We start from the raw sequence: 14,133 nt of genomic DNA on the forward strand, positions 1-14,133 counted from the left end.
TTGATGGACCTCTGCTCTAGTGCCCTCCCTTCAAGGGGAGGGTTAGGGTGGGGTAAAATAATCCGGATTAGCACCAAATGCTTCAATAACTTTCCTGACCTGATCCAAATTAGATAGAACTTCATCATTCTGAAACCGAATTATCCGAAGACCAAGATTTCGAAGTTCGAATTCCCGTCCTTTATCCCGCTCGATTTGGTCTATTGTATCATGAACACCACCATCCAGTTCAATAACCAGTCTAAGCGAATGGCAATAAAAATCGGCAATGTATGGACCGATCGGATGCTGCCTTCTGAATTTTAATGAAGTAAGATTCTTGTTTTTGAGAAGTTCCCAAAGCTTTGTCTCAGCAGTGGTCAGAGTCCTCCTGAGTTCTTTTGCTCTTCGATGGATTTCAGGAGAGGCACCGTAAAAAAAGTTTTGCGAATAATCCATAACTTCTTCTAAAATAAAGAGTTAGACTACAAAATCAAATCCCATTGAATAGCCTCGCCGGTTCTACCTCACCCCCCGCTCCCGATTCTCGGGACAGGCTCTCTCCTTGAGGAGAGGGAGCTTGTGAAGTGGTCAAATTCAGCTTAAAGGTCAGAATTGGAAAGGCATAACAAGCTTATACTTCTTCTTTGATATTGAACTAAGATTTGACTGGAAGTATTGATGGACCTCTGATCTAGTGCCCTCCCCTTAAGGGGAGGGTTAGGGTGGGGTAAAAATGGTTTTTGAGACAAATCTCAAGCTATAGCCCAAGGTTTGAACCGAGGGCTATGGACAGTTCAGCAAAGCAATCCTTCAATTCATCTAGAACTTCCAAGACTTAGAGCTTCTTGCTTGCAATCCATTGGTCTATTTGGCTTTCTAATAGGAAAATGGGCATGGAGCCATTCTTTAACACCTGATCGTGAAAATCCCGGATATCAAACTTTTCTCCAAGTTCCTGTATGGCTTTCTCCCGTAGGGCAATAATTTTCAATTCGCCCATTTTATAGCTTACCGCCTGTCCGGGGGTGACCATGTATCGCTCTATCCGCTGAATGGCTTCTTCCTCCGAAACCGGCTGATTCTCCAACACATAGGCAATCGCCTCTTCGCGAGTCCAGCCTTTGTGGTGTATCCCCGCATCTACCACCAAGCGAACGGCACGCTCGATTTCGTTATTTAGCCTTCCCATGTATTGATAGGGATCTGTGTACATCCCCAGCTCGGTTCCCAGGCTCTCGGCATACAAAGCCCAACCCTCACCAAATGCACTCAAAAAATATCCTTTTCTAAACTCAGGGATATCGGCCTCCTGTTGGATGGCGACCTGGTAATGATGGCCCGGAATGGCTTCATGGATATACAGACCTTCCATCGAAAAATAGTTGTAGGTCAATGGATCGCGGATCACTTCGTAAAAGATACCCGGCCGCTTCCCATCGCGAGATGGTGCCATGTATTGAGCATTGGCCCCTGCCTCCCTGAATTTTTCTGTTGCCCGCACTTCAAATGAAGCTTTGGGGCGTAGATTAAACAGGCGATTTAGCTGTGGTTCCATCAGAGACTCATAGCTCCTGAAGGTATTTAAAACCTCTTCCTCTGTTTTAAATGGGAAAAATTTGGGATCTGTTTTGATATATGAAAAGAATGCCGCTAAGTCCCCCTTAAAACCAGTAGCTACTTTGATCGAATCCATTTCCTGACGAATTCGGGCAACTTCCCTAAGGCCCAAGTCAAAAATTTCATTTCCTGAAATGTCCACCGTGGTATAATACCTTAGCCAAAAAGCATATTCCTCCTCTCCATTTGTTCTATCCAGCAAACCAGAGGTATTCCGGGTGTTTGGGATATAAGTGTCTTTTAGGAATTCATTTAGCTTTTTATAGGCGGGTTTAATCTGAGTTTCTATTGCCTGGGTATAATCCGAAATAAGCTGGATTTTGGCTGTACTGTCCATATCTTCTGGCAATTGCATCAATGGCTTGTAGAAAATATGGTTTTCGACGGCTTCTTCTGCTAAGGGACTTAATTGGGCGGGTACCTTTTCCATACTTGCCCGCGGATTGGTAAACTTTAATTCCAGTCCGCTTTGCATATTGCTAATCGCCTGATCAATCCACAGGGGAAATGATTCCATTCGGCTGATAAAGTTTCTATAATCTTTTTCATCCTTGAAGGGAATAGAACCCGCACCTGAGGCCAAAACGGCAAATCGTTGAGGGAAACTAAATACAAATTGATCTACTGGAGTATAGAAGCCATATCGATTGGTTAGCTGCTCATTTTTTATTTTCAACTGATAGGTAAGCAGATCTACGCTCAGTCTTTCGGAATCGGTGAGCAGTTCAAGGTTTACCGTTTTGAGGGTATCGAGGTAGCGATTATTCAAGTCAATTACTTTCAGCATATGATCTTTGCCGATATCCACCGGGAGTTGATCGTTGTATTGATGGATATTGTTTTGGGTAGCCAAAAGTGGATTCAAGGCGTAATTTTCCTGCGCAAATTTTTCAAAAATGCCGTTGAGGTCTACTTTGCTTTCCTCTTTGGGTGAGGTGCATCCCAAACCAAAATAGATAAGTACAGCTATTAGGATTAGTCTCTTCATATTTTTAAAAAGGTTTGTGATTAGAACCCTTATTAATATAAGTTTTAGATTATCCGCAATTGTACCACTAACCTAATTTCCTTTGCTTTTTGGGCTGGAGGACCGATGACCGAAGACCGAAGAGGTGGAATTACGGTCTTTCATGGTAGATTTTAGACTCCTGATCTCGTTACTGGCATAAAAGCGGATATACATAATAAGTTTTATTAGCCCAGCTTCTTGCCACAGAATCGGTCAGGACTTGAATTAAACATATTTGGGAAAGTGTAAAGTGAGGAAGCTGGAAAGTTGGAAAGTTAGTCAAAGGTGCAGGCCGGTCTATTAATAAGCTTGACAAGGCTTGAGAGAGGTCTTGGAAACCTCAAAGGCCTTTTTCTTCTTTGTCACTTTTTGTGGGGCAAAAAGTAACCAAAAACCCTTGACGCAACCTGCCCTGCATGCTGGCCTCCCGATACGCTGCGCTACTCGGGACAGGCTCTCGCTAAAACAGTCCACCGGACTGTTTCTTAACGCTTGGTCCTCACACGCGAGGCCGGACGCCGGCCCGCTTTTGCGTCGGGCCACCGCGCCGGACAGAACGGGGTCACTGCCGGTCCAGTGGATTTTGTTTTTGTTGTGGCTTTGAATTCGAGATGCGTTGTGAAGTGGGGGGGGTAACGCTTAGGCAGGTCGTCCGCCATAGCCCGCGGTGGTATAATCGCCCAGGGAGGAATGGGCTAAAGCCACATTCCTATTTAAGGAAGGCGCACCCCGACAAATGGGTTATGGATTGTATTGGTCGAAATGTGGCAACACTTTGATTAGGCAGGTGCCAGTGGCCAGTCCTATCCTAAACAAAAAAAGAGCACGAGGCTCCTTTGGGTTACAGTTTATGTCCGTTGAATCCAGTCAAACGGGTAATGATTTTATATTTGCCAATATTTCTTTGGCACTGTCCACTTTTTGCTTGAAAAGCTCCTTCCCTTTCAGAGATGCTCCGATGTTTTGCAGCTCTTTTTTAGCTTTAACGCTGCTTTTAACTACAACGACGTTGCTATCAGTCTTTTTCCCCATGTTTCCTGTCCGTTTAAAGGCGATTTAAAACTCATCACTTTTTTCTATAAATCAAAACCCCTTTATAAGAGTTCCCTGGTATATATTGTTCAAAATCAAGTTCTTTTGACTCCGAAAGCCCGAAGAAAATGTAGTTCTTTACCAAGCTGCTGAAATTTTTATCCAAGAAATTACAGTAAATCCTAATTCGCTGATGCTGCTTTCTACAATTATCAGTACATCTTTTAATACAGGTAAGTCGGCATTTTTCCGGAAAGTCGTCCCGGCTGTCACTTCCTTGCACGATAAGTGCGTCCATTGGGTTTTTATCGAAGAAAAGTGGTATCGTGGATAAGACTGTATTGAGGATAATTCTCCCATCTCCCCTATTAAACACCTCGTCGTCAATCACCTGTCCTGTTTCGGCATTGTAATCTCCAAAACCCAAGTTATAGACTTTTCTATCATCTCTTGTTTCGATGAGCGAATGCTCCACGATTTTGAAATTTCCACTTGGGGTCGCAAAACCATACAGGAATTGTTTCGGGTCCGAAGAGAGTTTAGTAAGTTCATAAGACGTACTTCCCGTCATACTGGTTGAATTTATCAGGATTCCGATTCCTTTCGAATCAGGGCGAAAGGAAATTCGCATATTTGTGCTGTTAGATCTGATCAAGCCTCTTTCGGAAACGAAACGTAATCAGGTAAAAGAACTGGCCTGCATTCCGATGCGGGCCTTTTTTGTTTCCATCTGCCAGGAACTCGCATCGATTGGTAAAAACTGTCCTACTTGACCTCCGCTTTGGAACGAATGAGCCATTGATGAAAACTAATAATTTTTATTCAAAAAATTTGGCTCTAACCCAACAAAACAAACCATAGCTCTTTTTTGAAAAAAGCATCAAATACCTTAAAAATGTTTTAACACCATTTTCAAGCAAGTTCCCAACTCCCCCTTCACCTCAAAATCCCAAAACCGCAATACCGTCCAGCCCTTGGATCGATAATAGGCATTGACTTCCCGGTCGCGCTGCATGTTGCGCTCGATCTTGGCGATCCAGAATTCCCGGTTGGAGTGGATATGTGCCTTTTTTCTCACACTCATATCCATGCCAGAAGGTGCCGTCTACGAAGATGACCAGTTTGTATTTTTTCAGACTGATGTCCGGCTTGCCGGGAAGGGGTTTTGGACTATGACTGATCAGGAGAAAGCGAACAAGATTCTAACATAATTCGTTATTTTTGTAACAGAATCGATAAATTCAAAAAATTGTTACAGAAGTAGTTGAACGACGATCATGAACTCTGCAATAAAAATACCCAATAAAAAGAACTCAATTTTGCTCTCGGAATATTTTCCAAGGGAGATCTTTTGGGATGTCAATCTGGATGAATTGGATTACAAGAAGGACAGCGACTTTGTAATCCCCAGGGTATTGGATTGGGGAAATTTTAAAAATTCTTGGAGTAATCTAAAAAAGCTATACCCAGAAAATGTGATCCAGTATTATTGCTTGAATCAGTCTCAGATTTTTGGCAATGAGAACATTGAACTTTTGGGTAAGCTATTCAATATCAATCCGGACGAATTTCCCCGATACGTTAAGTAATCCCAGCCATGGTTTCAGACGGAGTTTCTGAAGTGCTTTTTAACAGCATCCTGGAAATAACAAATCTGAATGAGTTTGCGGATTTCAGCTTGGGGGGAGGAACCAATCTCGCTATCAAATACAACCACAGGGAATCCACCGATATTGATCTTTTTTCCCAAGGTATAGTGGGAATCGAAGCGATGAGGAAAATTGAACGCTCTGTAAGAGATATGTTCAATCCCGAATATTTTTTCTTGTTAAATCTTGAACATGAAAACCTGTGTTTTGCCCGTACCATTTTACCCCAGAGCGGGATAAAAGTGGAAGTCATTCAAAACCTCAAAAATCTCCTTCCGCCAGAGATTGTTAAGGGATTGCGGTTAATCCATGATGATGATATCGGAGCGCTAAAGTTACTGGCTGCAGCGAGTAGAGGTAGCCAAAAGGATTTTTATGATCTCTTCCTGCTTACTGAACTCAAACCATTCGGGCACTATTACGATCATCTTATGGCTTATTTTGAAAATCATAGAGATTCCCCAAGCAACATCTTCGACAATCTAGGGTCCATGGGTGAAAAGCCCGGTGTCAATTTATCCAAAGACCTGAGCAGCCTTTGTGATTTTAATCATAGTGGAGATAAGCGAAATCCCGGCAACCGCATTGTGTTGACAGAAAACTCCCCCCTCGAGCTAAAATGGCCGGATCTTAGGAATGTTTGGAAGTCCAGAGTTAAAGCTTTCGCTGTTCAAAGAGGTTTAAAATTCAATGAAATTCCGACCAGACGAAAACCAAAACTACCTGGATTCAGCTGGTAAATTCAACAATCAATAGTTCATCTCCTCTTAACACAATAAGTTGAAAAATGAGCCATTGACCTGATCGAGGATCTTTTTCAAACAAGCCCCCAACTCCCCTTTCACCTCAAAATCCCAGAACCTTAACACCGTCCAGCCTCTGGATTGGTAATAGGTATTGATCTCTTGATCCCGCTGCATGTTGCGCTCGATCTTGGCGATCCAGAATTCGCGGTAGGAGTGGATGGCGTTCTTGCGGTTTTCCCAGTCGTACCCGTGCCAGAAGGTTCCGTCTACGAAGATGACCAGCTTGTATTTTTTCAGACTGATGTCCGGCTTGCCGGGAAGGGGTTTCTTTGGGGTTTTGTAGCGGATGCCTGCCTGCCAGAGGGCTTTTTTCAGGAGGGTTTCCGGCTTGGTGCCCTTGGAGCGGATCCGTGACATGTTATAGGAAAGCTGGGCAGAAGTATAGAAACCGTTTTCTACGCAGAATTGGGCGACGGCTACCTTTGGTCGTATGTAGGGGTTTAGGCTTCACTGACTTAAGTTGATTCAATCCTTTTTCCTTCCGAAAAATTTCAGCCCGGAGCTCTGGCTTTGATGCTTTTTATATTACCCAGGAAGCTGCTGGAATTTGCAAATTCAACCCCTATCGATTTTTACTTAACACGATTCAGGCAAAGGCAAAAACTGCGAAAAAAACAGCTGTGTGAATTGGAGTTTTAAGCGCGCTTTTCCTCAACTTTATTTTGCGTTCTTTTTCAGCCAATATGGTGCCTTTTTGGATTCATAAATGAAAAAGAAATTTCAGATTAGGTTACCGACTTTCAAACTCTTTCTTTGGCTTATATGACTATTCGGAATGTTGCATGTATCCATAAAATTTAAATTCCAATTGAGTTTTAAATCCCCCTAGCCCTCCGCCGCGGCGGAGGGAATTTACCAAAGGCCAGCATCAAACCTTAATAACCTTTGGCAACGTGCAAGATAGCGGATACACATATTGGCTTAAAGTTATTTTCAAATGAAAAAGTACCTGCCTTTCCTTGTATTGTTTGCTTCCTGTGTTTCGGAGGAAGATCCTCCTTTTCTGGAATATAATGATCGGGTGACGATGGAGACACTCAGCCAGGTAGAGGCCGTATTGGGAGTATATACCCAACAAACTGAGCCTTTCGTCCCGCAATTTGTCACGCTAAAACTGGATGATGGAAGCAGTGAAGTAGTATTCATTCCCAGTGATACCACTTTGGTAAGTGAATATATTCAGGAAAATGGCTGGAGTAACTATGGGGGGCCAATTCAGACTGATGTTTTGTCCTTCCTGTCCCTTTATTTATACAATCAGAATGAACTGAAAGTATTGGTGAGCGGACAGATCAAACAAGCCCATCCAAAAGATACGATCCCTGGCCTGCCATTTTTGATTGAGAAAATCGAAACCATTCCACCATGCCCTGTTTCTAATACAAAGCTAGGAGGAACGGTAGCGCTTCAAAATACACTTTGGAAATGGATAGGATTTGTGAATGAATCCAAGGAGGTTTATTCTTATCCTTCCTGTGAAAATCCTGAGGTAACTTTTCAACTGACACAACGAATTGTGGACTCTCCCAATCAGGGGTATATCAATCCTATGAAGCCGAATGCCATGTATTTGGAATTATTCCCGGGGTTTTACTTTGTCAATCTTTACAGTACCAAAGTTATCTATGAAATAGAAGACAATCACCTGAACCTTTACGGCACTTTCTATTATGGTCCCAATCGTCATCCAAATGCGCCTATTTACTTCACCACCCGTCAAACTGCAGAAAAGGCCGATAGCCTGGAGCTATTGTTACGAGAGGGAAATCTTACGGTACCAGAAGTTGTCGACTATATCCTAGAAGGAAACCAATTGATTTTGAGCCATCGAAATACAAAGATTCGGGCTTTGTTTATCGCGGATTAATAAATAGGTTGAATGGTGTTTCGCTTTCAGAAACTGACCTTCAATTTTTATCGGAAGATTTAGACTCCTCCAAAAGTCGGTTTACCTCCATCTGCAGCCCGTGATTTTCATGAGAGGAACTGGCATCCAGTTTCAGTTTAAGTTGCTTCAATGCATCCAATGATTCTGCGGTCTTCAGGGCACCCGCTTTCTGTACAGTGTATTCGAGCAGCAGCGGGATCTTGGCATTTTCTGCCAAAGTCATTGCACGCTGTGCATCCAGATCCACCAGCGGTTCGATCCCGTACCAAATCATCAGCGGAAGGTTGTGGTCTTCTGCATCCTCTGAACGCTGGGACAAAGCACCTAGAACTTCCCAGCGCTGGTCTGCCTCCAATCGAAGCATCGCTGAAGCAAGATAGAGCCTGACCATTGGTGAAGGATCGCTTTTTGCCAGTTCATTAAATTGTGACAGTGTTTCGGCAGAAAGGGATTTATTCTCTGCCAGAAGCTGAATCGTCCAACTTCGGAGATACTCGTTGGGATGAGAGAGTAGGCTGTGCAATTCTTCCTCATCCAGTCCTCCGATGGCATGCAGTGCCCACAAGGCACGCAACTGGTGGGTGACATCCGGATCTTTTTCAAGTATCGCCTTCAGCGCTTTCTGGGATTTCCGGTTGGCTCCACGCTCCTGCAGGATCATCCTGGATTGGCGGGCATACCATTCGTTGGGATGGGTCTGGTAGTTGGCCAACTCGAGATCAGAGGCTTGATATAGGTTTTCGCTGACAATGGGGTCGTTTTCGTAACTGATCTTGAAGATTCTTCCCAAGGTCTTGTCGTGAACCTCTGGATTAGGGCTATGGCATTGGTTTTTGTCATACCAGTCGATGGCAAAGACCGACCCGCTGGCGTCGTACTTGAAATTCAGCCACTGCGACCAGGAGTCATTCATGGCCATAAAGTCCTCATGATGCACTCCGACGTAGCCCGAACCTGACTTTTTTAATTCATCAATATTGAGCCGGGCCCCGTTGATGTTGTTCATAAATATGGCGTTTTGATACTCCTCCGGCCAATTGTTCCCGCCCAAATAGATCATCGCTCCGGCATGGGCATGACCGCCTCCAGCTGCTGCAGAGCGGAAATTCCCCGCATGAGGACCTCTGTCACCCAACCAGTGCACATGGTCTCCGATGGTCTTGATGTCATCGAAGGTGTAGGGATTGAAATGCTTGCCAGCCTGACGCTGGTATCTTGCTCCCTGTACCACATAGTATAAGTGGGGGATCACACAGACGGTGATGAAGGAGTGTCCATAGCTGTTGAAATCAATCCCCCAAGGATTGCTGGTGCCCTCTGCAAAAACTTCAAATTCATGCTTGGTGGGATGATATCTCCAGACTCCAGCATTGATTTTGGTCCGCTCGGAATCAGGGGTGCCCGGTTTGCCGACATTGGAGTGGGTAAATACCCCGTGTGTACCATAAAGCCAGCCATCCGGTCCCCAACGGAGGTTATTCAATACCTCGTGGGTGTCTTGTGTACCCCAGCCGTCGAGGAGCTTTTGAGCTGGTCCGGCAGGTAAATCTTTCTCATAATCTATGGGAATAAAAAGCAAGTATGGAGCCGCACCCAACCAAACTCCGCCCATCCCCACTTCAATGCCACTGACTAGATTTAAGCCTTCGGCAAAAACCTTTTTGCTGTCCAACGTGCCATCCCCGTCCGTGTCTTCAAAGATCAGGATACGATCCCTGCCCTCTCCTTCAGGTGCAGGAATCGGATAGGTATGGCCTTCCACTACCCAAAGTCTGTTTCTCGCATCGATCGTAAAGCTGATCGGACGGATGATTTCAGGCTCTGAGGCGGCAAGCGTCACCTTAAATCCGGGAGGAGGCGTCATGGCTTTTGCTGCTTCCAAGCCAGAGAGACCCGCATTTAATACAGGGTCAAGAGGTGGAAGAACGATGATATCGTCTTTGTCAAGTTCATTGGGAAAATTGGGTCGGGAGGGATAGAACCGAAAGTCATCGAAATTGATGTGGGCCCACTTGTCATCTGAGATATAGGGGATCTGCGAAATACCTGTTTCGTGGTCAATGATCCGAATGAAGATTTCCTTGTCCAAAAACGGAGTCAAGTCAGCCACCACCGGCTGAAGCGTTGCTCTACCCTGTCCTGTTGACTCAAAGACCACTACCTCGGAATCAGCCAAAACCAGCTCTACCCGGGTATCCACCAAGGCTCCGCCCGAAACCCGAAATGCAGCAAATGGTGCCGTAACTTTAAAGGAATCGGAAGTGAGTGTGCCGGTGAGCTGGTAATTTTTCAGTCCCCCACTGCTCAGAAAGTTTTCCCCTTCAAAGAAGATCGGGCCTTCTTCCCCATGAAGAGGTGATGGGTCAGTTTGGATAAGTGGGTCTTTAAATGCCTCCCCTTCTCCGGTCCAATTGCTCAGTGTGCCGGTCTCAAAATTGAGATTCAGGGGCTGGCCGTCTTTCATGGGAAGGACACCACCTGGTATTTCTTCGGTTTCTCCTTCCTCAAGAATCTCAAACTTTCCCACCATCCCGGCAAGTCGATGCCCTGGTATCGTGCAGTAATAGGTATCGTCGTCCACCGCGACAAAAGTGATGCTGGTGCTGGTGCCTTTTTCAATGATGGTTTCGCTTTTGATCCCGAGATTTTCCATCGCCACATCGTGAGTCATCAGTTCTCCGTTAGTGATCGTGATGCGGACGGTTTGGCCTTTTCTTGCTTTCAAAGTTGGGTTTCTTGCGCCATCCTCCGCAAAGTATCCAAGCATGGTAGCCGTAAGGTGAAATTCTCTGTCAGGGTTTGGCTCCTGTCCTTTTGCCGTAAACACAAAAAACAACAGGCCAAAAAGTATGGGGAGGCGGAGGGTTTTCATAGACTTTGGGTTATTGCAAACTGATTTTGAGGAGCAGTCAATCATTATTTTGGATATATGAAATCTTTCTAGCAGCTTTTTCAAAAGCATGGAGACCACTAAAACTCCAAATTTTTGTTTTTTCTTCGGTCTTCCGTCTACCAGCCCAAAATCACTGGAATATTAGTCATCTGGCCAAATAGCGCTTAATCAGAATCCTTAATCTATTGTATTTGATGGAGTTCTTCAAAAAAGATGTCTTTTATCTCCACTTGAGCTTTGCCGCCTCCGTGGATCTGAAAGCCAATGTGTCCCTGTTGAGGGATCGAGGAATCCGGTTCGGTATAGTCCACCGACTGGTGACCGTTGATGAAGAGTTGGATTCTTCCTTTTTCCGCGTGGATCTTATAATCATTCCAGTCATTTTTCCTGATCCATTGCAAAACCTGGGCGGAATCCGGAGCCATCAGGGTTATATTTCTCCGGGATTCGTCATAGAGACTTGCCCAATACCCTTCGCCCCAGTCGGCTTGGTAACCAGTCATCTCATAGGCTGGATCTGTCAATCGCTGGGAGTGAAATTGGATCCCGGAGTTGATGAAGCCCTCCTCTCCGGTAAGTTTGATTTTTAAGGTGAGGACAAAATCCCCGTACTCCTCTTTGGTGACCAGAAAGTCATTGTGTGGTACGGTGGTTTCCAGTGATCCTCCGATGAGTACTCCATCCTCGATTCTCCAAGTCTTTAGGGTATCTCCTTCCCAATTCTGAAAAGTTTTTCCGTCAAAAAAGGGAACCTCTATTGGATCGGAACTTTGGCAGCCAAGGGAAATGATTCCCAGTAGAAAAAAGGAAAGTTTGGCAAGGGTTTGTTGCATGGTCTTTTGGGTTTGTTCTAAAATACTAAAAATCCGGGTAGCCTCAGGCCTCGTCCATAGTATTGTAGTAATTGGGAAGGTCCCCCAATTTTGGAAAGGTTAAAAAGAAAGTATGAATATCCGCAATTGTACCTCTAACCTAATTTCCTTTGCTTTTTGGGCTGGAAGACCGATGACCGAAGACCGAAGAGGCAGAATATATCTTTCATGCTAGATTTTAGGCTTCTGATCTCGTCGCTGGCATAAAAGCGGATAAACATAAAAACAAGGTAGCTTCCCATCAAAGCTGCTATTCTTTGCCACAAAAATTCCGCAGCTTGACTATATTTAACTGATGTCAATCAGTTCATTTAAACCCCATTAATCTCAATTCCATCATGAGAAAAAGAAATTACATCGGAGCATTGCTCTGTTCAAGCATCCTGGCTTGCGGCTCTCCGACCGAGGAAACAAGCAGGATAATCACTGACTCTGCCAAAGCCCGATTGGACTCCGCCTTGACGGAAATGGTGGAATCCCGAATGGTAGCCGGCGTCTCTGCCCTCATATTTGAGCAGGGACAGGAGGTCTATTTCAACACGTCTGGATTTGCGGACCGTGAAGCTCAGGTGCCGATGGATCGAAATACGATTGCCATAATTTACTCCATGACAAAGCCTGTGACTGGAGTGGCATTGATGACTTTGTTTGAGAAGGGAGCATTTCAGCTGGATGATCCCTTGGAAAAATATGCCCCTGAATTTGCCAATATGCAGGTTTTTGCCGGAATGGATTCCCTTACAGGCAAGGTCAAATTGGAACCATTAACCAGGCCGATTACCATCCGGGACATCACCCGTCATACCGCAGGATTTGCTGCCAATCCCAATCAACCGGGTTTGGGTGATTTGCTCAAGGCTGCAGATCCCGGCAATTCCAACAATACTTTGACTCAAATGGCAGAGAAAATGGGGCAAGTTCCCCTGATGTTCCAGCCCGGCACCCAGTGGGGCTATGGACCTTCGGTGGATGTGCAGGCATTTTTGGTGGAAAGAATCTCCGGTAAGCCCTATGGAGAATATGTTCGGGAGCATGTCCTGGATCCATTGGGTATGGACGAAACCCGATATTTTGTCCTCGAATCGGACCGTGATCGAATGTCGGCCATGTACCGAAAAGGAGAAGACGGTAGTCTGAGCCAAGTTCCGGATTCCATCGCCCATGCTTTCAATACCAAGGAATGGGCCCTGACACCCGGAGGCTTTGGACTAACCTCGACCGTGGATGATTACATGAAATTTGCCCAGATGCTCGTCAATGAAGGCACTTACAATGGGGTGACTATTCTCAAACCAGAAACAGTCAAACTGATGGCCACCAATCACCTGGATGACAGCATTACCGAACGGATGTGGTTACCCAGCAAAGGCCAGGTGGGGTTTGGGATTGACTTTGCGGTGCGTCTCCGTGAACCTGCTTCTGCAGAGGAAAACATGGGTGTGGTGGGAGAATATTACTGGGATGGTGCCGCCAGTACTCTATTTTGGGTAGATCCAAAAAATAAATTGACCGCGGTACTTTTTGTCCAAGTCATGCCTTTTGAAGACCAGGTACACAAGAAATTTCGGGATGCGGTGTATGGGCCTTATGTGAAAAAAGTGCCTTAAGAGCATAGAAGTGATATTTAACACCAAAGGACAGATGGGGATTTTACCTCAAAGAATTTTTTACCACAGAGAACTCAGAGAAAGAGGAGAATATGTATTGATCTTGTTTTGAACTGCAATCCTTTTCTTTTTCTCAGGCATTTTTCAAGAGCGCAGAGAAAAATATTGGAAAAATCTCTGCGAACTCTGTGGTCAATTAAATAACCGCCAAAGACGCTAAGGAACGCAAAGGTTTTTTACCACAGAGAGCTCAGAGAAAGAGGAGAATATGGATTGATGAAGTATCGAACTTCAACCCTTTTACTATTCTCAATCGTTTTTCAAGGGCGCAGAGAAATGCTGAAGCTTTTTGGGGACACGTCATTGCGAGGAGCATTTCTTTATCCAGTGCCTTTTTAAAAGGGCAACATGCGACGAAGCAATCTTAATCCTCAGCAGGAAGGTATTTTACCACAGAGAACTCCGAGAAAGAGGAGACTATTGATTGATCTTATAAAGAACCTCAATCCTTTTCTTTTTCTCAATCGTTTTTCAAGGGCGCAAAGAAAAAGCTGAAGCTTTTTGGGGACACGTCATTGCGAGGAGCATTTTTTTTACCTCTGTCTTTTAACAAGGTATCATGCGACGATGCAATCTTAATCAATTAGCAGGAAGTTTTTTAACCACAAATGGCACCGAGAAAAAAGGAAATCAGGAATTGAAGTTGGTTTTAACCTCGATCCTCTTCCTTTTTCCAGTCGTTTTTCAAGGGCGCAAAGAAAAGCTAAAGCTTTTGCGG

Annotated in this window: 12 protein-coding genes and 1 pseudogene; 4 read left to right on the forward strand and 9 right to left on the reverse strand. The window is 44.8% G+C overall.

Features of this window, described 5'->3' with window-relative positions; all coding sequences use genetic code 11:
* Positions 1-42: 42 nt before the first annotated feature.
* The 6 genes and pseudogenes from B0E43_RS15335 to B0E43_RS31405 form a co-directional block, all read right to left on the reverse strand.
* The gene (locus B0E43_RS15335) at positions 43-438 is read right to left on the reverse strand and encodes an endonuclease domain-containing protein (protein WP_077351306.1); all 396 of its coding nucleotides are present in this window, start codon (positions 436-438) and stop codon (positions 43-45) included.
* A gap of 379 nt (positions 439-817) precedes the next feature.
* Complete coding sequence (locus B0E43_RS15340; RefSeq protein ID WP_077351308.1) at positions 818-2,587, reverse strand: DUF885 family protein; 1,770 nt, start codon at positions 2,585-2,587, stop codon at positions 818-820.
* Between the two features lie 888 nt (positions 2,588-3,475).
* Positions 3,476-3,640 carry a hypothetical protein gene (locus tag B0E43_RS22995; RefSeq protein ID WP_168171957.1) on the reverse strand — a complete coding sequence of 55 codons (165 nt, stop codon included), beginning with the start codon at positions 3,638-3,640 and terminating at the stop codon, positions 3,476-3,478.
* A 34-nt stretch (positions 3,641-3,674) separates the two neighbouring features.
* The gene (locus B0E43_RS15345) at positions 3,675-4,211 is read right to left on the reverse strand and encodes a hypothetical protein (RefSeq protein WP_139352787.1); all 537 of its coding nucleotides are present in this window, start codon (positions 4,209-4,211) and stop codon (positions 3,675-3,677) included.
* Between the two features lie 318 nt (positions 4,212-4,529).
* The gene (locus B0E43_RS15350; protein ID WP_254423442.1) at positions 4,530-4,724 is read right to left on the reverse strand and encodes a DUF559 domain-containing protein; all 195 of its coding nucleotides are present in this window, start codon (positions 4,722-4,724) and stop codon (positions 4,530-4,532) included.
* A gap of 31 nt (positions 4,725-4,755) precedes the next feature.
* Positions 4,756-4,824 (reverse strand): annotated as a pseudogene (locus B0E43_RS31405) (hypothetical protein); the annotation flags it as partial.
* A 93-nt stretch (positions 4,825-4,917) separates the two neighbouring features.
* Here B0E43_RS31405 and B0E43_RS15355 point away from each other — a divergent pair.
* Both B0E43_RS15355 and B0E43_RS15360 read left to right on the forward strand, forming a co-directional pair.
* Positions 4,918-5,229 (forward strand): hypothetical protein, encoded by a 312-nt coding sequence (locus tag B0E43_RS15355; protein ID WP_077351312.1) that lies wholly within the window; start codon positions 4,918-4,920, stop codon positions 5,227-5,229.
* 8 nt (positions 5,230-5,237) lie between these two features.
* The gene (locus B0E43_RS15360) at positions 5,238-6,029 is read left to right on the forward strand and encodes a nucleotidyl transferase AbiEii/AbiGii toxin family protein (RefSeq protein WP_077351314.1); all 792 of its coding nucleotides are present in this window, start codon (positions 5,238-5,240) and stop codon (positions 6,027-6,029) included.
* A gap of 27 nt (positions 6,030-6,056) precedes the next feature.
* Here the strand turns inward: B0E43_RS15360 and B0E43_RS15365 are convergent, their stop codons facing one another.
* Positions 6,057-6,527 carry a very short patch repair endonuclease gene (locus tag B0E43_RS15365; RefSeq protein WP_256386946.1) on the reverse strand — a complete coding sequence of 157 codons (471 nt, stop codon included), beginning with the start codon at positions 6,525-6,527 and terminating at the stop codon, positions 6,057-6,059.
* Positions 6,528-7,032: 505 nt separating this feature from the next.
* Between B0E43_RS15365 and B0E43_RS15370 the strand changes: the two genes are divergently transcribed.
* Positions 7,033-7,962 (forward strand): hypothetical protein, encoded by a 930-nt coding sequence (locus B0E43_RS15370; protein ID WP_077351318.1) that lies wholly within the window; start codon positions 7,033-7,035, stop codon positions 7,960-7,962.
* 40 nt (positions 7,963-8,002) lie between these two features.
* On the opposite strand, the gene B0E43_RS15375 is transcribed toward B0E43_RS15370, so the two are convergent.
* On the reverse strand, positions 8,003-10,855 hold the full coding sequence (locus B0E43_RS15375; protein ID WP_077351601.1) for a PVC-type heme-binding CxxCH protein: 2,853 nt from the start codon (positions 10,853-10,855) through the stop codon (positions 8,003-8,005).
* Between the two features lie 203 nt (positions 10,856-11,058).
* The gene (locus tag B0E43_RS15380) at positions 11,059-11,709 is read right to left on the reverse strand and encodes a DUF1080 domain-containing protein (protein WP_077351320.1); all 651 of its coding nucleotides are present in this window, start codon (positions 11,707-11,709) and stop codon (positions 11,059-11,061) included.
* 377 nt (positions 11,710-12,086) lie between these two features.
* Here B0E43_RS15380 and B0E43_RS15385 point away from each other — a divergent pair, with 377 nt between their 5' ends.
* A complete protein-coding gene (locus tag B0E43_RS15385) occupies positions 12,087-13,355 on the forward strand; it encodes a serine hydrolase (protein WP_077351322.1) in 1,269 nt (422 codons plus the stop codon).
* Positions 13,356-14,133 lie beyond the last annotated feature (778 nt).

This window comes from Algoriphagus sp. A40, assembly GCF_002002735.1.
GTDB lineage: Bacteria > Bacteroidota > Bacteroidia > Cytophagales > Cyclobacteriaceae > Algoriphagus.

Coding starts and splice junctions, on each gene's coding strand:
- B0E43_RS15335 (WP_077351306.1), bottom strand. CDS start 438: ATGGATTATTCGCAAAACTTTTTTTACGGTGCCTCTCCTGAAATCCAT.
- B0E43_RS15340 (WP_077351308.1), bottom strand. CDS start 2,587: ATGAAGAGACTAATCCTAATAGCTGTACTTATCTATTTTGGTTTGGGA.
- B0E43_RS22995 (WP_168171957.1), bottom strand. CDS start 3,640: ATGGGGAAAAAGACTGATAGCAACGTCGTTGTAGTTAAAAGCAGCGTT.
- B0E43_RS15345 (WP_139352787.1), bottom strand. CDS start 4,211: ATGACGGGAAGTACGTCTTATGAACTTACTAAACTCTCTTCGGACCCG.
- B0E43_RS15350 (WP_254423442.1), bottom strand. CDS start 4,724: ATGAGTGTGAGAAAAAAGGCACATATCCACTCCAACCGGGAATTCTGG.
- B0E43_RS15355 (WP_077351312.1), top strand. CDS start 4,918: ATGAACTCTGCAATAAAAATACCCAATAAAAAGAACTCAATTTTGCTC.
- B0E43_RS15360 (WP_077351314.1), top strand. CDS start 5,238: ATGGTTTCAGACGGAGTTTCTGAAGTGCTTTTTAACAGCATCCTGGAA.
- B0E43_RS15370 (WP_077351318.1), top strand. CDS start 7,033: ATGAAAAAGTACCTGCCTTTCCTTGTATTGTTTGCTTCCTGTGTTTCG.
- B0E43_RS15375 (WP_077351601.1), bottom strand. CDS start 10,855: ATGAAAACCCTCCGCCTCCCCATACTTTTTGGCCTGTTGTTTTTTGTG.
- B0E43_RS15380 (WP_077351320.1), bottom strand. CDS start 11,709: ATGCAACAAACCCTTGCCAAACTTTCCTTTTTTCTACTGGGAATCATT.
- B0E43_RS15385 (WP_077351322.1), top strand. CDS start 12,087: ATGAGAAAAAGAAATTACATCGGAGCATTGCTCTGTTCAAGCATCCTG.